The following is a 17,478-nucleotide window of genomic DNA, read 5'->3' as shown; positions in this document are numbered from 1 at the left end:
TGCCTATTTAATGTTAAGGCTGGAGCTATGCCCGCCAAACATTGTTGCATTTGGAGTCAGGTATTTTTTGATAAAGTTGATTGCAATATAAGCATTTGCGCCATCAATCGCTATTATAGGGTGTACAGGTTCTCCCGCTGCCGTGGCCCCATCACCTACTGCATAGATGCCCTTTAAATTTGTCTGGAACTCATTGTTTACCAGAATGGTTCTGCCGTTTTTGCTTGTTTCTATATTTACAGATTTAAAGACATTTGCTTTTCCAACATGCCCTATGGCAATGACAAGTGCATCAACTTTTATACTTCCGGTGGTTTTGTCTTTTTCATTTATAGTAGATATTTCCCGTATTTTTGAGTCGCCCTTTATTTCTGTTACGGAGGTATTCATCATAAGCGATATGCCTTTATTGTTCATCACCGCATCCAGTGTTTTTTCCGCTGCCTTGAATTTCTCACTGTGGTGTAAAACATAGACCTTTTTTGCTGTGCCTGAAAGCTCATCGGCATAATCCAGTGCAGAATCCCCTCCACCAACAATAGCTACAACCATGTCTTTAAATTTGGTTATATCCTTTACAGTATAATCAACTCCCTTGCCCTTGAATTCATCTTCGCCAGGGCATCCAATCTTTCTAGGTGTGAAATCGCCTATGCCTGTGGCTATAAGCACAGCTTTGCATTTGTACTCTTTAACACCATTAACTTCTATTATGTACTCATCATTATCCGGAATAATATCGGTAACCTTGGAACTGAGCTTTATTTCACCGTCGAAAAGTTTTGCCTGTTCGTACATTTTATCCCTGAGTTCCGTAGCATTTATCTTTGGAATCCCCTGGACATCATATACCATCTTTTCCGGGTAAAGTTCAGGTATCTGCCCTCCTGTATAGTCAAGTGCTTCCAGTGTGACACTTTTTATATCTCTCAGGCCAGCCAGAAAAGTAGCAAAGAGGCCAGTAGGTCCAGCCCCTATTATAACAAGATCGTATTCATCCATACTCCGCAGATTGAAAAACTATACAAAAACTTTGGTATGGTCTAATTTGTATATCAGGCTATAATTTATACAGTGTACTGCCGAATTCCTGTGATGCTGCTTCCAGGGACTTATACCCCTTATGCCTGTTGGCCAGATAACTTTTTACAGTATTAATTGCAATATCCGGAGTGTTGTTCTTTTCACTCAGGTGTGTAAGGATAATGCTTGTCCCATCTGAGGCGGAGCTGTATATGGCCTCAGCAGACTGTTCATTGGACAGGTGCCCGTGGTCACTCCGTATCCTCCTTTTAAGTGCCTCTGTATATGGCCCATTTTTAAGCATTTCCGGATCATGGTTTGCTTCAATTGCCATGATATTGGAATTTTTCATTTCATCAAGCAATTCATCATTCATTATTCCCAGGTCAGAAACCACCGATATTTTCACGCCCCTGTTCCGTATAACGTAAACCACAGGGTCAACAGCATCGTGGTTTACATGCACAGGGGTAACGGTAAAATTCCCTATTGCAACTTCGCCGTTTATGCTATAAGAATTTTCCAGGTGAAGCTTTTCAAGTGTCCCGCTTCTGGAATACAGGTCAGCCTTGAGTTTCCTGGAAATCGCCTTTGCACCTGCAGAATGGTCTGAATGCTCATGGCTGATAAAAATAGATTTTTCAAGCCCATCTATCTGAAATTGTGAGGTTTTCTCAGAGAATTTCTTCATGCTTATCCCGCAATCTATAATTATGGCATCATATTCATCCCATATTATAGTCGAATTGCCCCTGCTACCGGATGACAGCATATAAAAGTTCAGCATAAATAGTGAATAACTTACAGGTATTATTTTTTGCCTTTTTATAACAATTATTAATTTAATAATATTTATATATTTATATATAATATGGAATAGGGGTTTTAAATGGTAGGATTATCAGGAAATGCAGAAAAAATATACAGTTCATTGAAAGCAATGGGCGCCGTATCTGAAGAGAAGATGAAAACAGCCGACGATATAATGAAAAAAGTAGCCCTGGGAAAGGCGCTGGTTAATTCCGGGCTTAAGGAACTCATGGACGGAAAAATGGTAAAAAGGGTGGCAAGGCAAAAAAGTGCAGGATACTTTATACTGAAATGATTATCAAACAGGATATATTGCTGGATTTTCTGAGGAAAAAGTATTTTAATACTAAGATTTATTTTTATAATCTGAATGTAATAAAACTTATATACTTGCTTTTCCTATTATAATTATACTGTATGGCAACTCTTGTATTGAATGTGGACCGTGACAACGATTACGGCATAAAGGCCGGGGTGGATGGACCCGTTACGGGATATGGTGAATGCTATAATGCAGCACTTAAGCTGATTTCTGTTGACCCTGAAGATTCTGATGCAAACGCCCTTTTTGGCGCAATAAAGGTATACGAAGACTTGCAGAGAAAAAACGAAGAGGTTGAAATTGCCCTGATCACCGGTGACGATGATGTTGGTGCAAAATCAGATGAAATACTTGGAAAACAGCTGGATGATGTACTTTCAATGGAGCATTATGACGACCTTATACTTGTGTCAGATGGTGCAGAAGACGATTATATAATACCGTTAATATCATCGAGGATAAGGATAAGGTATGTTAAGCATATTCTTATTCGCCATAACGAAAATATAGAATCACTTTATTATTACATTATAAGGGGCATTAAAGATAAGAAAATAGCCAGGAAATTTACAATACCCGTTGGCCTCCTGCTTCTGAGCTATGGTGTGTCGCTGCTGGCTTTTACTATATATGCCATGGTTATTACAAAATCTTATGTACTTGATCCAGCCACAGGGGCAGTTATGTTTGTTACCATTGTCCTGGGTGCATATTTCGTTGGCAGGGCTGTTGAAATAAACCAGCTTATTATAAAATTAGCTGCAGACGTAAAGGAATATTCACAGGAGGCAAAAATTTCAATGCTTTCATACCTTGTGTCTTTCTTTATTATAGTAATCGGCATTGCATATAGCTACGAATCCATAATAAAAACCGTACCGATTATGAACAAGGTACTGGTATTTATATCTGCATTTGTATGGTGGGTATTGGCGTCATTCGTTTCAAAGGAACTTTTTGATGCCTTTGATGTTTACATGGAGGAGAGGCACGGGATGTCAAGGATGTGGTATGGCATTTCGTTTTCGCTGGCTATAGTGTTAATAGTTTATGGAATGATGAATTACGTCAGGTATATAATTGGCTTTATACCATATTCATCTATGATACTGTATTTGACATATATAATTGCTGGAATAATAATAGCATTATCGGCATCTGCAGTCCATAAATACTACTCTTCGTCAAAAAGCAAAAATCATAATATGATGGAGATAAAATGAACTTTGACCAATGGTTCCAGCTGTATCTCCAGATTACCGATTCTCTGGGAATTAATAGAAAAATGGATTATGAATCATCTATGATTTTAAGGAAGTTTATCCATAACAGCGATAATATTTTAGATGCATACCGTGGAAGAAATGCTTTTATTATCGGCAACGGGCCAAACTTAAAGAATGCTATTAAAACAATTTCAGGTGGATATGTAATAGTTGCTGATTCGGCAATAGAAACTTACAGCAGCTTATATGGCAATCCGGATATTATAGTGACAGACCTTGATGGAAATATCAATTCCATAATAGATTCGTACAACCGCGGTTCAATTATTCTCGTGCATGCACATGGGGATAATATAAACGCCATAGAAAAATATGCAAAATATTTCAGTAATGGTATTGCTACAACACAGTATATACCAATGGCGCATCTTTACAATTACGGCGGATTCAGTGATGGTGACAGGTCAGCTTTTCTGGCAGATTATCTCGGAGCAAGGCATATAACGCTGCTTGGTTTCGACTTCAAGAATGTTAATATCAAGCCATATTATGATAACACTGCCATTATAAGGAAAAAAATTAAGCTTGAGTGGGCAAAATACCTTCTCGGGTGCCTGTCAAAATTAAGGGGAACATCCATGCACTATGGTGATGTTATTGAGATTTAAGTTACAATAATGTGCCACAGGATTTTCATTTAACCGTCGGCTACCATATTATTCGCTTGCTGAAGGAGATTTCCCGCTCAATTTTGTTAAGGGTATTATTTTTCCATTGCTGTATATTATAGGTTCATGGTAAATATCAACTTTCAATGAACTTTCTATATCGGCTGCTGCACCCATAATTTTAAGCCTCTTTGCACCATGGCTTGCCCTTATCTGGTTGCAGTAATCATCAACATTCACCTCTTCGCCTTCGAGCTTAGCTTTTAGCATATTTGCATAGATATAATCCTCATCTGATATGCCATCAGGCCTGTTTGAGACAATAATGGATACTTTTTCCCGATCCTTGATGGCATTATATGTTGCAGTGAAATTTATGAATGATGATAAGTATATATCGCCCGGGAATTCCCTTATCTTAAAAAGAACCTTTATTCCATTGGTTGAGGTAAATAGCAGGGTTTTGCCTGAAAGGTCTTCGCCCATTATTACACTTGGCGAATTTCCATAATTGAATCTTGGGATTCTGACGCCATATCTTTCGCCGCTTGTCAGATAATCCGGGTTTTTTGCTTTCATTTTTCTTGTTTCTGTTATAGTTCTTACAGGTATTATGGATTTTGCATTTCTGTATAACATCAGGGGAATTGTTGTGGTAGCCCTGAATATATCAATAAGAACCTTTGTTGAATCATCAAAATTTTTTTCCCTTCGCCCGTCGATAACGTTAACTATCATTTATATGCTATATTGTTTTTATATATTTACTTTTTATTTATTCTGACATTATGTTGCTATATTATTATTTCATTTATATACCCTATAAATTTTTGCTTTAATTTTATCAATGTTATAAATTTTATTCTTATATACTGTAATAACTAATGTTTCAGGACGTTATGACATACTTTTAGTCTTAGAAAATAAAAACTCCGGATTATATATTTTATTTATACCCAGAATACCGGTATAAAATATTTGTAGAACAACCTGATTAGAAACTATGCACTAAAATAAATATGTTAAAAAGAAAATATTAAAAATGAGTTAGAAATAGGGTATAATCGAAGGTGTAATAAATGGTTGCAGTTAAAACAATGGTTGAAGGTGGAAAAGCCACATCAGGGCCTCCTTTAGGCCCTGCCCTTGGTCCTCTTGGACTTAATCTCGGGCAGGTAATAAAGGATATAAACGAACAAACAAAGGATTTTGCTGGAATGCAGGTCCCGGTAACAGTAAATGTTGTGGACCCTTCTACCAAGAAATATGAAATAATAATAGGAATACCTCCGACTTCAGCTCTGTTGAAGAAAGAGGCTGGAATAGCCAAAGGTTCGGGAAAAAATAAGGAAAACTACGCTGGAAATTTGACAATGGAACAGGTCAAAAAGGTTGCGGAATCCAAAAAATCCGGTTTACTTTCATACACAATGAAAGGAGCTGTCCTTGAAGTTCTTGGCACTGCGCTGTCTCTGGGCATTACAGTAGATGGCATAAATGCTGCAGAACTACAGAAAAAAATCAAGGCTGGCGAAATAGATGTCGGTGAGAAATAATGGAGAATAGTATTATAGAAAATTTAAAGGAATTAAAAGAACTCAAGAAAAGAAATTTTGATGAGAGCATAGAGGTTGGAATAAACCTGAAAGACGTTGATATGGTAGATCCTAAGAATAGGATCAATGAAGAAATCATACTTCCTGCGGGCAGAGGCAAAGACCTGAAAGTTGCTGTTATTGCCAGTGAGGAAATGCGTACAAAGGCAAAGAATGCAGATTATCTGTATTCAGTTGAAGACCTGAATAATTTTTCAGATAATAAAAAGTCATTCAAGAAAATTGTCAAGGGAATAGATTTCTTTGTAGCAGAATCCACACTTATGGGAAATGTTGGTAAAAACCTCGGTATAATTCTGGGCCCAAGGGGAAAAATGCCCAAGCCATTGCCACCAGGGCAGGACCCAAGTGCATTAATAGAAAACCTTAAGAAAAGTGTAAGGGCCAGAAGCAGGGATAAAATCACATTCCATGTACCTATCGGGACGAAAGCTATGAGCAATGAAGACCTATTTACCAACCTTAATACAGTTCTGAAAAGAATAATTTCCCACCTTGATAAGGGTAAGGGAAATATAGCCTCTGCATATATTAAGAGCACGATGAGTAAGGCAATTACAATTAATTTAGGTGATATAGAATGATCGAGCCAGCACAGTGGAAGGTGGATAAGGTTAATGCCCTTACTGAGGAATTAAACGAAAGCCCCGTATCAGCAGTTATTAGCATAAAGGGATTAAGAAATAAGGAATTCCAGAAAATAAGGAGCGATATACGCGGGAAAGTGAAAATAGAGGTATTAAGGGCAAGATTACTAAGGCTTGCATTACAAAAATCAAACAAAAAGAATATTGCAGGAATGACAGAACACGCAACCGGGCAGATAGCCCTTATTACAACCTCTGAGACACCAAAAACAGTTTACGATATGCTTGTCTCAAAAAGGACAAAAGCGGCTGCACGTGGTGGAGAAATAGCAGAAGAGGATATAATAATAGAACCGAAGGAAACATCATTCCCACCAGGGCCTATGATATCAGTATTCCAGAAGGCAGGTATACCGGCAGGAATAGAAAAGGGGAAAATAGTAATAAAAAGCGAAGTTACACTGGTCAAAAAAGGCGAAGTAATATCCAAGGAGAAGGCACAGGTGCTGGAAAAACTGGAAATACTTCCGGTTACAGTTGGCCTTGAGATGATAGCTGCATATAGTGACAGGCTTGTTTATTCCAGGGATGCCCTATCCATAACTATAGAACAGATAGTATCGGATATGGCCGGAGCTTTCCTGAAAGCAAAAGCACTTGCATTAAAGGCAGATTTCCTTGTTCCTGAGATAATGCCTGAATTATTGTCCAAGGCATATCTACAGGCACAGGGTCTTGCACTTGCTGCAAACTTTGTTGATGAAAAGAATATAGATATTTTTATAAGGAAAGCAGTAATAAACGCTACAACTCTAAATTCATTAATAAATAAAGATTTAAATAATGAAAACATAGAGAATGAAAACCCTGAAGAAAGCCAGACAGAGGACAAGAAAGATGAAGGATCTGGAGATGACGCAGCAGCGGGTCTCGGGTCTTTATTTGGATGAGGTGACAAAATGGAATATATATATGGAGCTTTACTGCTTCACTCAGCAGGAAAAGAAATAGATGAAGAGAACCTGAAGAAGGTACTGACAGACGCAGGCGTAGCGGCAGATGACGCAAGACTTAAATCATTGCTTGAAAGCATGAAGAATGTAAACATAGAAGAAGTCTTGAAAAATGCCGCAGCAGCACCTGTAGCAGCAGCACCTGCGAAGGAAGAAAAGAAAGAGGAGAAAAAGAAAGAAGAGAAGAAAGAAGAAAAGAAGGATGAATCGGATTCAGACGCAATGGCCGGTTTAAGCTCTCTTTTCGGATAAATACATTTTTTTATTTTAGATTTTTATGGGTTTTTATAGTATTTTATGGATAATAATTAAGTATCTGTTGCCAATAGGCATTTTAGCGTATTCTATAATAAAATTCAATCCGTTTCTGATAATGATCTCAGTTTTATGGTTACTTGTAACATTGGTTGTTTCTCTTATAAATTTCAGTATTAAAAGCAATTTTGTAAGATCTTAAAATTAATAAAATTAAATAAGTTTTAACTCCTGAAGCTTTTCATATACTTCTTTTGCATGTTCTCCCGGGCTCACTTTCGGGTATACATAAACAATCTTTCCATCTTTTATAATATATGTAACTCTCTTGGCAGTAGCGAGGCCCAGTACGCCATATTTTTTTACTATATCTTTCTGTTTGTCACTGAGCAATGTGAAATTAAGGTTATATTTTTCCTGGAATTTTTTATGTGATTCACTTGAGTCTACGCTTACCCCGAAAACCTTCACGCCTTTTTCAGTAAACATATCTATATTATCTCTGAAGTTTTTAGCCTCCATGGTGCATCCCGGCGTATTGTCCTTCGGGTAAAAATATAATACAACCACGCTGTCTTTAAAATCTGAGAGCTTTACATTTTTTCCATCCTGGTCAATTGTTTCAAAATCAGGAGCCTGTTCTCCAATTTTTAATGTTTCCATGAAATATATATACAAATTAGATAAATAAGTATTTTGTATACTTTTTAGTCTATAAAATACTGCATAACATGGCGCATAATTAGATATGGCAATGATATCTTATAATGAGCCCCCATGCCTAAGCTTAAAATTCTTTCATGACTTTATCATTAAGATAATGCAATATCTCCACTGCTTCACCCTTTCTGGAGGACATTATTGCATCACCGCTATCATTGGCCCTTCCTATTGCTATATATAACCCTTCCATGTTTTTGATAAAAACCATGTCACCTTTTTTAATATTCGGGTCCATATCAACAATCCCGGGCGCGAATAGATTAGATCCATTCATTAAATGGGGCACAGCACCATTATCTACAGTAACGTTATGTGTCTTTATTTTCAGATAATTTATAAGGTATAATGTAGGCATGCCGTTGTAAAATACCGGTTTGCCTGAAAAATAATACACCTCATTTTTTTTGTTTGTTTCCACTTCAATATCCGCCATGGATGTTCCGTCTATATTGAATGCGCTGAGCTTTTCCATGAATGCCCTGTAATCTTTTTTTGACAGTATATGCTTTGACATTATCCTATTATCCCCTTTATTTTCTTGAGCTGATCGTTTATATTCCGATCATTAACCATGTCATTTACATAGTCATATATTCTTTTTCCCAGAAGTATCTGGTTTTCAGTAAACATCCATCCTTCTCCACTTCCTATTGCTTCAAGAAAAGCATAATATATTGATTTCTGTATGTCATTATTCATGTTCTTCCTGCCAAAGTTTATTGAGTCGGATTTTCCATAGTTGAAATAATATGTAATTAAGTCTATTAGATACCTGGAATTTTCAGACCATGGTTCCATGATCTTTGATTTCACCGACTTCTTGCTTTTTAATAGCTTTGCGTTTTCCATGATCTCCATGGGGTTTCCTTTCAAGGATTTTATTTCCGCGTCTGTAAGATCATATAATAGCCTTACAATTTCATTTTTATATTCAGGAAACAGGTACTCCAGTACCTTGCGCTGGCTGGGAGAGTCAAGTACAAATCCTTTGGATGCTATTTTCTCCCTTATGAACGGCTTTAGCCTGTCATCAAATTCCAGTTTATCCAGAAATTCATCTATTCCATAATTCTCGTAATTTATAATATAATAGTTATTCTTGATTGCATAATTTATCTTGTCTTTCCGTAAACGGGACAGCAATTGCTTTGTGCTAAGCCTTTTGTGTATAAATTCAGTTATGATATCAGGATTATCGGGTATAAAATCCATAAAATCTGATTGAATTTTAAATGGCATATCAGGCAATAACATATGCTTAAGCAATGTAAAAACTATGTTGTGGTCAAAATCTTCATACACGTCCAGTATGGCATCATATGCCGATACAGTAATTTTATTGCCGGTTGTTCCAATAACTATCCTGTCTTCGGCTCTGGTAAAGGGTATATTCTCCTCGTTCAATAAATCTGTTATAAAATCAATATCAATCTTTTCCCTGCATGTTGCTGTAAAATAATTTCTTGTGGAATACACCCTTAACTTCTTCAATTTTACTGTATTTGTAAATGCAAGAAGCCTGTATATATCGTTATCATAATTCTGTACACCTGAAATTATCAGTTCATCAGTGTTTCCCCGCTTACAGTAATTAACAGAACCATAGTTTGTCTTTATAACCCCCATAAGTGGTGCTTTTTCGCTCTCCAGTATTCTGTAAGTCTCTGACACCCCAGCCAGGAACTGGTCTGCAGAATTATGGTATTTGCCAAAATTGCTGGATTCTTTCATCTTCTGGATTTTCTTTGCATAACCTTTTATAGGGCACATAAAGCAACTGTCAGTACACTCTGGAAGTATAATCTCAGGATTGTCAAAAAATTTTTTAATATTATCGATAAACGCTTTTTCTGCTTCTTTTGAATTGGATTTAGTTATCATGTTTTATCCAGATTTCTAATAGCTTCAGCCTTTACAGTAACCGGTATAGGAACCATGGATTCTATTAACTGGACTGTTACCTCTTCCTTTGCTGCATCAATTGCAGTAATCTTTGCCCTTTCTCCTTTAAATGGCCCTTCAACTATTTCTACAAGTGAGCCCATTTCAAGGCCAGTTACTGCAGGCTTTGGCGTAAGGTATTTCTCTATTTCTGATATATCTATATCTCCAGAAACAAATCCCTTGAATCCCCTTATAGATTTTGACAGTACGTCAACCCTGTCTGCATGCATTGTTTCAATGAAAAAGTACCCCTTTATCTCATATGGGGACATGACGGCCATAACTTCATTCCTGGCGTTTTTATTCATTGCCATGCGCTCTTCCCTGTCTCTTTCGGCATGGTTTGACAGGTCTATAGCGATGTCAAGCTCCTTTCCTATGGTACATTTGGCAATTTTAATAACCGGCACAAGGTTAACACTGAATTTTTTATTATAACTATTTATTCCATCTTCTGATTTAATTGAAAGATCAATATCAAGCCTGTCACCCTCATATCCGCCTATGGGTGTATCTATCTCCAATCCCAGATCCCTTGATTTGTTTCCATCGAGATCAAAGTCATATGTTATCTCCTCTATTTTTTTGCTTGAAAGTGTATATTCGTCTTTTAACTTTAATTTCCAGTCTATAGACGGGTCTTGAAGTTCCAGGGATGTCCTTATATTAATGTTGAATTTCCTTTTTGCACCCTGGATATTCTTTACAGTAATAGCCAGTGGTATAATTTTCTCTCTATCATCTTTTTCTTCAAGTTGCTTGATACGTTTATCACATCCCGCATTTATAACATCGGGGATATCTGCCGTTAACCAATCATATTCCATCATTAAAGTCACCTAAAACACTATCTGCATTATATAATATATAATAAACCCTATTAAACCTAAGAGCACAATACCGCTGCCTGCTATAAGCACCACTTTTGTGTATTCATTTCCATTGGGCTTCTTGGCCATTTTGAGGATACGGGCATATTTTCCCTTTCCTATACCCTGAAATTTTCGTTCAATTTTTTCCTGTTGTTCAACAAGTTTGCCCTCAATACCTTTATCCATTATATAGATAAGATAAACATAAAATAAAATCTTTTCTAAAATTTAAAAATTATATGAATAAATATGATGGAATGGTACATGAATAGATGAAAATCAATATAACAAATACTTAACAATATAAAACAATAAAAAATAAAAAGTTTGTAAGGCAAAGCTGCCTTTCACATGGAGGTGATCCATCCGCAGGTTCCCCTACGGATACCTTGTTACGACTTAACCCTCCTCACCGACATCAGATTTGATTTAACCCTCTCGAATTAAACCTCATCCAACACCAACTCGGATGGTTTGACGGGCGGTGTGTGCAAGGAGCAGGGGCATGTTCACCGCGGGTTGTTGACCCGCGATTACTACGGAATCCAGATTCATGAGGGCGAGTTACAGCCCTCAATCCTAACTATGGACGGGTTTCGCGATTAGCTTCCTCTTTCGAGGTTGCAACGTATTGTCCCGTTCTTTGTAATGCGCGTGTAGCCCGGGAAATTCGGGGCGTACTGACCTGCCGTCGACCACTCCTTCCTCCAGCTTAGCGCTGGCGGTTTCTCTAAAGTGCATGCATATTCTCATATACATTTGCAATTAAAGATGTGGGTCTCGCTCGTTATCACACTTAAGTGAACGCCCTACGGTACGAGCTGACGACGGCCATGCACCACCTCTCCTGCTATCGAGTAAGCTCGTCAGGTTGACTCTCATGCACAGGTCGTTCCCGGTGAGTTTTCCGGCGTTGAATCCAATTAAACCGCACATTCCTCCCGTTGCGGTGCTCCCCCGCCAATTCCTTTAAGTTTCAGTCTTGCGACCATACTTCCCAAGCGGCCCATTTAACACCTTCGCTCCGACACTGCCTTCCCTCAACGGAAAAGCAACATCAAATGGGCAATGTTTACAGCTAGGACTACCCGGGTATCTAATCCGGTTTGCTACCCTAGCCTTCGTTCCTTACCGTCAGATTCGTTCTAGTTAAACGCTTTCGCCACTGGTCGTCCTTCCGGGATTACAGGATTTTACCCCTACCCTGAAAGTACGTTTAACCTCACCCGATCTCAAGTCTTGCAGTCTCTTCAGACTTTCTGGAGTTAAGCTTCAGGCTTTATCTGAAGATTTACAAAACCGGCTACGAACGCTTTAGGCTCAATAAAAGTGACCACTACTCGTGCTGCGGGTGTTACCGCGGCGGCTGGCACCCGTCTTACCCAGCACTTATTCCTCATGCTTTTTAGGAATGAGAAAAGTCTTGGCTATGCCAAGACACTCAAGCTCCCCGTGTCGCGCTTTCGCGCATTGCACAGTGTTCGCGCCTGCTGCGCCCCGTAGGGCCTGGACTTATGTCTCAGAGTCCATCTCCGGGCTACCCCTCCCAGGGCCCGTACCCGTCTGAGGCTAGGTGGTCCATTACACCACCTACTACCTGATAGGTCGCAGACTCATCCTTGAGCGTCGTAACTTTTATTGCAAAAACATTCCAGTTTTAAGCAATTATAAGGTATTACCTTCAGTTTCCCGAAGTTATCCCTTACTCAAGGTTAGATTATCCACGTGTTACTGAGCAGTTTGCCGGCATCTTACGATACCTTGACTCGCATGGCTTAGTCGGAACTTGATAGCAGTGGCCGCCGGCAGGATCAACCGGAGTTAATCCTACCTCCACTCTTATTAATAAGAAATTAGCGGCTTTACCTTACATATCGGAACCCATCTTATGATGAGAACTTCATCTGTCCCAATCCTGGAATATAGATTTCATAATCGCACTGTGTGCATATCCATCTATTTGCTGTAGATTGGCTTTTGTTGACTATTCTAAATAACTAAGCAATATTTAAGCATTTTCAATTCAGAAACTTATATAAAATCAATAAAAATAATGACATAATATATATTAATAATATAATATAGATTTCACATATTTATAAATCCGTTCAAATTACGGCATCTCCACTTAAATTTAAATCTGAATATATCTCCAGCCCGAGCCTTTTCAGGTCAACCAGAAATTCTGGATAACTTTTATTAATTTTCTCCGCATTTTTAAATTCCGTATGAGATCCTGCTATTACCCCAGCTATTATAGCACTCATTATCATGCGATGGTCTGTGAATTTTATAGATTCCGGGTCTTTAAGGATGCCCTTCTTAATTTCTATAAAGTTTTCACATACTGAAACGGTCGCTCCAAATGCCCGGCACATTTCAATTATTCCTTTCCATCTATCGGATTCCTTCGTTTTTAACCTCTGGTAATTATAAATTTTTACACCTTCAGTCGAAAATATCCCTATAACCGATATTACTGGAGCTATATCAGGGGTCGCAGAAGCGTCTACAATAATTCCTTTTATAAAATTTGCCTTATCAACGGTAAGTTCATTGCCACCAATTTTTATGCATTCTGTTGCATTGTTTAACAATTCTATAATTTGCCTGTCCGGCTGGAGTGAATCAATACCCAGGTTTTTTATTTTTATGTTCCCGGTAAATATGCCCAGTACTATAAAATAAGACGCAGAGGAGTAATCACCTTCAATGCCAATTTCTTTAACAGCGTAATCACCATTTTCTATGGAATAATTATTTCCATTATTGTGCACCGTGATACCAAAATTCCTCAGGCAGTTAATGGTAATATTTACATAATTCGCAGAAACCATATTGCTGACAGTGAAGTTTCCTTCTCCAAGTATGGAATAATAATATAACATAGCACTTACGAACTGTGAACTTGTTCCACCATCAATAGATACTCCTGTAGAAGCAGAATTTCTACCATCTACCATATAAAAGCCATCTTTGTGTTTTTTGAAATTGGTACCTGCATCTGATAAGGCTTTTATTAAAGGTTCAACAGGCCGCCCTGCCAGTTGCTGTTCTCCTTTTATTGTTGTTTTGCATTTTCTTGCGACCAGTAATCCTATAGAGAGCCTGTAAGAAGTTCCGGATTCTCCAACATAAATGCTATCCGGGCATTTAAAATCCGGTTTTATTTCTATATCTTTTCTGTTGTAATTAATGGTGGCATTGCAGCTTTCGGCAATTTTAAGCGATACCATCTCATCCTCTGAAAATGAGACATTTTTAATTTTTACCGGCTTATTGGAAAAGGCTGAATAGAGCACATACCTCTGGGTATAACTTTTTGAAGACGGTGCGTAAATTGTACCTGAAATAGTTCCATTTTTTATTTTAACGTTCATTGTTCATATATATTAATTCCATAATTATTAAACCTGCTTCTTATCACGTTGTATCCTTCTGATGTAAGCTGTTTAAAAGAGCTTTCCATGGAACTTTCTGTTTCGTATATTCCGAATATGGCAGGCCCTTTTCCACTCCTTCCTGCATATATGGCACCTGTGCCGAGCATCTTTTTGACTATCCCGGTTTCTGTTCCATCACTGAATATATACCCGTTGAGCATCATAGATTCGAATATATGTCCGTCCTTCACAAGTTCCAGCAATCTTCCGTAATAATTTTTGTACCCTGAAAAATCCCTGTTTCGCATATCATATGTCAATGCCATTCTGTCCTGCAATTCCAGGATAATGTATTTTTCCTCAATCTGCTGCTTTGATATAATCCGGTTCGAACTGTTGTCAGTAAAACAAAACCCGCCATAATATGCTATGGAAAGGTCATCTATTGCCCCTGTTACCGATGTTTTATTGTGTATTGAGGCCTCTGACGCAATCTTTAAAACTTCCTGTGGTGCGATGTCCATATGATTTATTTTAAAAATTCCGTAAATTAATGAAAGTGTCATGGCACTGCTGCTTTTCAATCCCATTCCCATTGGAATCTGGCTATTGATATTTATTGAATATTTATCATGGATGGAAAATCTGTTCCTCAGAAAATTCACAGTATCTGCCATTTCAGGTGTGGGAAAAATATCCTCTCCGCTCTTTTTGATCTCAGTGTACATTGGCAGGTCTATGGATATTGCAGCACCATAGCCGTTGACAAATGCTGACAGAACAGAAAGGCCGCCATTGGTTTTTATTATCATTTTATTTACTCCTTAAATTTTCATGGAAAATATCATAAAATTTTTCATAATCTACCGTTATCCCATATATTTTTTTTAACGTTTCAATTCCCTGCCCGATGAACATGTCCTCTCCGTTTACCGGAATCCCACCATTTTTTTCGACTATTTTCAGAAATGGGGTCCTGGAGGGATTATACACAAGGTCTATGCCGGTTATTCCATTATGTATCATATTTTCCGGGATAGGCATTCCAGTATCTGGAAATGTGCCCAGTGGCGTGCAATTAATAATAATATCATATTCCTTTATATCATTATATCCTGTTGTGGCTATTCCGTAAATCTTTTTTTCCCCAGGATTCCTTGAAACTATGCTGATATTTGAATTATAATTTTGCATTATTGAATATGCAACTGTCCTGGCTGCACCACCTGTGCCCATTATTATTACATTTTTACCTGAAAAATCAATATTATTTTTTCTGGCAAGCATCATAAATCCAGCGTAATCGCTGTTATATCCGTATAATTTTCCACCCTGGTTTTTTACGAGATTAACCGATCCGGTATCAGAAACTATTTTATCTGCATAGTCTATAAATTGTATTGACTCTTCCTTATACGGTGCAGTTATGTTGAAGCCTTCAATATTGCCCCTGGACAAATCAAAAAATCGTGGCAAATTTTTCCTGTGCAGATCTATTGCAATATACATGGAATCTATACCGTAGTCCATAAACAGGCTGTTGTAAATATCCTGACCTATAGAATGGCCTACAGGGTTACCTATTAAAGCTGAAAAATTCATACCTTATACCTCCTGAATCCCTTAATTATTGCTGGCATAATGTTCCTGTCCAACGCAATGTTAATGCGCATAACTTCTTTCTGGAAAAGTTTTGCAGATAAAGCATTAAGTACAGTGTTAAATTCCGGGATGCTTCTTTCCATATCGATATCTGTAATTGTACCTATTGCCCTGTGACACCGTGTCATTTCACTGTTAATATTCCACATAGGATTATAAATATTTGTACGGTTATTTCCAGAATCCACACATCCTGTTAAATCAATGGTTTCCCTTCGTGCTTCTCTCTTTGTAGAGATTAACATACATCCTCATCTGCTGGAATCCTATTTCACCAATTTCTGCCTGTCCGGGGCCTTTTAACATTACCATATTCAGCTTTCCATTTTCGACTTTTTTGTCATTTTTTATAAAGGATACCAGCTTATCTGTTTCAATAGTGTTGAAATCCAGCAATGGAATCCCATAGGCTGATACTGCATCCCTTACTGTTTCGTAAAATGGTTCAGAAAATCCGGCCTTATATGCCAGATAACTTTCCAGTATCATGCCATTGGCAACAGCAGTTCCATGGGACACCCTGTTTTCAGTATAAGATTCTATAGCATGCCCGATGGAATGCCCAAAGTTTAGCAGGTACCGTATTTTCCTGGAATCAAAAAAATCTTCCGAAACAACATCCAGTTTTATCTTTGCGCTTTTTGATATTACATATTCCAGGCTTTTCCTATTGTATATAGAATTCAAGTTTTTTGAGGTAAAATAATTAAAAAATTCCCTGTCCTTTACAAGGGCCATCTTCATTGCTTCTGCTATGCCATCCCTTAAAAGTGCAGGGTCCGACCCGAGCAGGAAATCAACATCGGCAAAGATTACATCAGGATTATAGAATGTCCCCATAGCATTTTTTAAATTTTCAAAATTTATAGCGTTCTTGCCACCTATGGAACTGTCTACCTGGGCAAGCAAGGTTGTTGGAATTCCTATCAGGTGCACTCCACGCTTATACACAGATGCTGAATATCCTATAAGGTCTCCTATAGTTCCCCCGCCTATATACGACACGGAATTGTCCCGTTCAATTTCCATATTTATCAGTTTTTTTATAACAATATTAACATACTTCTGAGATTTAGATGATTCTCCATCTTTCAAAAATGATTTGTATGAAGAAATGGCATTTATCTTGCTTTTGTATAGCTGCTTCAGTGCATAGCTAACAAAGGAAATATTTTTGCCATAATCTTCCATGAAACTGTTGATTTTGTTTTCAAGCCCGGAACCTATGTACATCTTTATATTTTTGCCATTTATGGGTTTTTCCAGAATCTCCATGAATTATAATGGCAATATGTTATATTTATCAATCGATTTTATCCGGATCCGTTAACACTGGATATAAAAAAATATAACTACATATAATTTATTACCAAT

At 37.7% G+C, this 17,478-nt stretch carries 20 protein-coding genes and 1 rRNA gene; 7 read left to right on the top strand and 14 right to left on the bottom strand.

Going from position 1 to position 17,478, the window contains the following annotated elements:
- Positions 1–3: 3 nt before the first annotated feature.
- The gene (locus fad_RS08005) at positions 4–1,002 is read right to left on the bottom strand and encodes an NAD(P)/FAD-dependent oxidoreductase (RefSeq protein WP_009886758.1); all 999 of its coding nucleotides are present in this window, start codon (positions 1,000–1,002) and stop codon (positions 4–6) included.
- Positions 1,003–1,060: 58 nt separating this feature from the next.
- Positions 1,061–1,810, bottom strand: a complete 750-nt coding sequence (locus fad_RS08000; RefSeq protein ID WP_009886757.1) for an MBL fold metallo-hydrolase — start codon at positions 1,808–1,810, stop codon at positions 1,061–1,063.
- A gap of 102 nt (positions 1,811–1,912) precedes the next feature.
- Here fad_RS08000 and fad_RS07995 point away from each other — a divergent pair, with 102 nt between their 5' ends.
- The 3 genes from fad_RS07995 to fad_RS07985 all read left to right on the top strand — a co-directional run bounded on the left by fad_RS07995 (position 1,913) and on the right by fad_RS07985 (position 4,049).
- A complete protein-coding gene (locus tag fad_RS07995; protein ID WP_009886756.1) occupies positions 1,913–2,128 on the top strand; it encodes a hypothetical protein in 216 nt (71 codons plus the stop codon).
- Between the two features lie 122 nt (positions 2,129–2,250).
- Positions 2,251–3,378: a DUF373 family protein gene (locus fad_RS07990; RefSeq protein WP_009886754.1), complete on the top strand. Its 1,128-nt coding sequence runs from the start codon at positions 2,251–2,253 to the stop codon at positions 3,376–3,378.
- On the top strand, positions 3,375–4,049 hold the full coding sequence (locus fad_RS07985) for a 6-hydroxymethylpterin diphosphokinase MptE-like protein (RefSeq protein WP_009886753.1): 675 nt from the start codon (positions 3,375–3,377) through the stop codon (positions 4,047–4,049). Before fad_RS07990 ends, fad_RS07985 begins: the two co-directional genes overlap by 4 nt.
- A 48-nt stretch (positions 4,050–4,097) precedes the next feature.
- Here fad_RS07985 and fad_RS07980 read toward each other — a convergent pair whose 3' ends face one another.
- Positions 4,098–4,787 carry a 2-phosphosulfolactate phosphatase gene (locus tag fad_RS07980; protein ID WP_009886752.1) on the bottom strand — a complete coding sequence of 230 codons (690 nt, stop codon included), beginning with the start codon at positions 4,785–4,787 and terminating at the stop codon, positions 4,098–4,100.
- A 341-nt stretch (positions 4,788–5,128) separates the two neighbouring features.
- Here fad_RS07980 and fad_RS07975 point away from each other — a divergent pair, with 341 nt between their 5' ends.
- Genes fad_RS07975 through rpl12p form a run of 4 tightly spaced genes read left to right on the top strand, consistent with a single transcriptional unit; the run spans position 5,129 to position 7,517 of the window.
- Positions 5,129–5,605, top strand: coding sequence for a 50S ribosomal protein L11 (locus fad_RS07975; RefSeq protein ID WP_009886751.1), 477 nt, complete (start codon positions 5,129–5,131; stop codon positions 5,603–5,605).
- Complete coding sequence (locus tag fad_RS07970) at positions 5,605–6,249, top strand: 50S ribosomal protein L1 (protein WP_009886750.1); 645 nt, start codon at positions 5,605–5,607, stop codon at positions 6,247–6,249. Before fad_RS07975 ends, fad_RS07970 begins: the two co-directional genes overlap by 1 nt.
- Positions 6,246–7,202 carry a 50S ribosomal protein L10 gene (gene rplJ, locus fad_RS07965; RefSeq protein ID WP_009886749.1) on the top strand — a complete coding sequence of 319 codons (957 nt, stop codon included), beginning with the start codon at positions 6,246–6,248 and terminating at the stop codon, positions 7,200–7,202. The genes fad_RS07970 and rplJ overlap by 4 nt, the downstream gene beginning before the upstream one ends.
- Before the next feature lie 9 nt (positions 7,203–7,211).
- Positions 7,212–7,517 (top strand): 50S ribosomal protein P1, encoded by a 306-nt coding sequence (gene rpl12p / locus fad_RS07960; RefSeq protein WP_009886748.1) that lies wholly within the window; start codon positions 7,212–7,214, stop codon positions 7,515–7,517.
- 216 nt (positions 7,518–7,733) lie between these two features.
- On the opposite strand, the gene fad_RS07955 is transcribed toward rpl12p, so the two are convergent.
- The 11 genes from fad_RS07955 to fad_RS07905 all read right to left on the bottom strand — a co-directional run bounded on the left by fad_RS07955 (position 7,734) and on the right by fad_RS07905 (position 17,379).
- Positions 7,734–8,183 carry a peroxiredoxin gene (locus tag fad_RS07955; protein ID WP_009886747.1) on the bottom strand — a complete coding sequence of 150 codons (450 nt, stop codon included), beginning with the start codon at positions 8,181–8,183 and terminating at the stop codon, positions 7,734–7,736.
- 124 nt (positions 8,184–8,307) lie between these two features.
- Positions 8,308–8,757: a DUF1947 domain-containing protein gene (locus tag fad_RS07950; RefSeq protein WP_009886746.1), complete on the bottom strand. Its 450-nt coding sequence runs from the start codon at positions 8,755–8,757 to the stop codon at positions 8,308–8,310.
- A complete protein-coding gene (locus fad_RS07945) occupies positions 8,757–10,124 on the bottom strand; it encodes a hypothetical protein (protein ID WP_009886745.1) in 1,368 nt (455 codons plus the stop codon). Before fad_RS07945 ends, fad_RS07950 begins: the two co-directional genes overlap by 1 nt.
- Positions 10,121–11,017: a transcription elongation factor Spt5 gene (locus fad_RS07940; RefSeq protein WP_081142982.1), complete on the bottom strand. Its 897-nt coding sequence runs from the start codon at positions 11,015–11,017 to the stop codon at positions 10,121–10,123. Before fad_RS07940 ends, fad_RS07945 begins: the two co-directional genes overlap by 4 nt.
- A gap of 9 nt (positions 11,018–11,026) precedes the next feature.
- The gene (locus tag fad_RS07935) at positions 11,027–11,245 is read right to left on the bottom strand and encodes a protein translocase SEC61 complex subunit gamma (protein WP_009886743.1); all 219 of its coding nucleotides are present in this window, start codon (positions 11,243–11,245) and stop codon (positions 11,027–11,029) included.
- Between the two features lie 166 nt (positions 11,246–11,411).
- Positions 11,412–12,881, bottom strand: a 16S ribosomal RNA gene (locus fad_RS07930).
- A 286-nt stretch (positions 12,882–13,167) separates the two neighbouring features.
- Positions 13,168–14,439 carry a 3-phosphoshikimate 1-carboxyvinyltransferase gene (locus fad_RS07925; RefSeq protein WP_009886742.1) on the bottom strand — a complete coding sequence of 424 codons (1,272 nt, stop codon included), beginning with the start codon at positions 14,437–14,439 and terminating at the stop codon, positions 13,168–13,170.
- On the bottom strand, positions 14,436–15,254 hold the full coding sequence (locus fad_RS07920) for a shikimate kinase (protein WP_009886741.1): 819 nt from the start codon (positions 15,252–15,254) through the stop codon (positions 14,436–14,438). Before fad_RS07920 ends, fad_RS07925 begins: the two co-directional genes overlap by 4 nt.
- Position 15,255: 1 nt before the next feature.
- Positions 15,256–16,044, bottom strand: a complete 789-nt coding sequence (locus tag fad_RS07915) for a shikimate dehydrogenase family protein (RefSeq protein WP_009886740.1) — start codon at positions 16,042–16,044, stop codon at positions 15,256–15,258.
- Positions 16,041–16,349: a hypothetical protein gene (locus tag fad_RS07910; protein ID WP_019841474.1), complete on the bottom strand. Its 309-nt coding sequence runs from the start codon at positions 16,347–16,349 to the stop codon at positions 16,041–16,043. Before fad_RS07910 ends, fad_RS07915 begins: the two co-directional genes overlap by 4 nt.
- Complete coding sequence (locus fad_RS07905) at positions 16,306–17,379, bottom strand: 3-dehydroquinate synthase (RefSeq protein ID WP_081142981.1); 1,074 nt, start codon at positions 17,377–17,379, stop codon at positions 16,306–16,308. The genes fad_RS07910 and fad_RS07905 overlap by 44 nt, the downstream gene beginning before the upstream one ends.
- Between the last annotated feature and the right edge of the window lie 99 nt (positions 17,380–17,478).

The sequence above is a fragment of the Ferroplasma acidiphilum genome (genome assembly GCF_002078355.1).
In the GTDB taxonomy this organism is placed as follows: domain Archaea; phylum Thermoplasmatota; class Thermoplasmata; order Thermoplasmatales; family Thermoplasmataceae; genus Ferroplasma; species Ferroplasma acidiphilum.
Note: the sequence above shows the minus strand (reverse complement) of the source record. Positions and strands in the feature narration are given on the sequence as shown.

Bases quoted from the DNA above. Each gene is read 5' to 3' on its own strand.
- fad_RS07955 (WP_009886747.1), bottom strand. From the start codon at position 8,183: ATGGAAACATTAAAAATTGGAGAACAGGCTCCTGATTTTGAAACAATT.
- fad_RS07935 (WP_009886743.1), bottom strand. From the start codon at position 11,245: ATGGATAAAGGTATTGAGGGCAAACTTGTTGAACAACAGGAAAAAATT.
- fad_RS07990 (WP_009886754.1), top strand. From the start codon at position 2,251: ATGGCAACTCTTGTATTGAATGTGGACCGTGACAACGATTACGGCATA.
- fad_RS07910 (WP_019841474.1), bottom strand. From the start codon at position 16,349: ATGTTAATCTCTACAAAGAGAGAAGCACGAAGGGAAACCATTGATTTA.
- fad_RS07915 (WP_009886740.1), bottom strand. From the start codon at position 16,044: ATGAATTTTTCAGCTTTAATAGGTAACCCTGTAGGCCATTCTATAGGT.
- fad_RS07970 (WP_009886750.1), top strand. From the start codon at position 5,605: ATGGAGAATAGTATTATAGAAAATTTAAAGGAATTAAAAGAACTCAAG.
- rpl12p (WP_009886748.1), top strand. From the start codon at position 7,212: ATGGAATATATATATGGAGCTTTACTGCTTCACTCAGCAGGAAAAGAA.
- fad_RS08005 (WP_009886758.1), bottom strand. From the start codon at position 1,002: ATGGATGAATACGATCTTGTTATAATAGGGGCTGGACCTACTGGCCTC.
- fad_RS08000 (WP_009886757.1), bottom strand. From the start codon at position 1,810: ATGCTGAACTTTTATATGCTGTCATCCGGTAGCAGGGGCAATTCGACT.
- fad_RS07950 (WP_009886746.1), bottom strand. From the start codon at position 8,757: ATGTCAAAGCATATACTGTCAAAAAAAGATTACAGGGCATTCATGGAA.
- fad_RS07940 (WP_081142982.1), bottom strand. From the start codon at position 11,017: ATGATGGAATATGATTGGTTAACGGCAGATATCCCCGATGTTATAAAT.
- fad_RS07980 (WP_009886752.1), bottom strand. From the start codon at position 4,787: ATGATAGTTAACGTTATCGACGGGCGAAGGGAAAAAAATTTTGATGAT.
- fad_RS07945 (WP_009886745.1), bottom strand. From the start codon at position 10,124: ATGATAACTAAATCCAATTCAAAAGAAGCAGAAAAAGCGTTTATCGAT.
- fad_RS07995 (WP_009886756.1), top strand. From the start codon at position 1,913: ATGGTAGGATTATCAGGAAATGCAGAAAAAATATACAGTTCATTGAAA.
- fad_RS07925 (WP_009886742.1), bottom strand. From the start codon at position 14,439: ATGAACGTTAAAATAAAAAATGGAACTATTTCAGGTACAATTTACGCA.
- fad_RS07975 (WP_009886751.1), top strand. From the start codon at position 5,129: ATGGTTGCAGTTAAAACAATGGTTGAAGGTGGAAAAGCCACATCAGGG.
- fad_RS07920 (WP_009886741.1), bottom strand. From the start codon at position 15,254: ATGATAATAAAAACCAATGGCGGCCTTTCTGTTCTGTCAGCATTTGTC.
- fad_RS07905 (WP_081142981.1), bottom strand. From the start codon at position 17,379: ATGGAGATTCTGGAAAAACCCATAAATGGCAAAAATATAAAGATGTAC.
- fad_RS07985 (WP_009886753.1), top strand. From the start codon at position 3,375: ATGAACTTTGACCAATGGTTCCAGCTGTATCTCCAGATTACCGATTCT.
- rplJ (WP_009886749.1), top strand. From the start codon at position 6,246: ATGATCGAGCCAGCACAGTGGAAGGTGGATAAGGTTAATGCCCTTACT.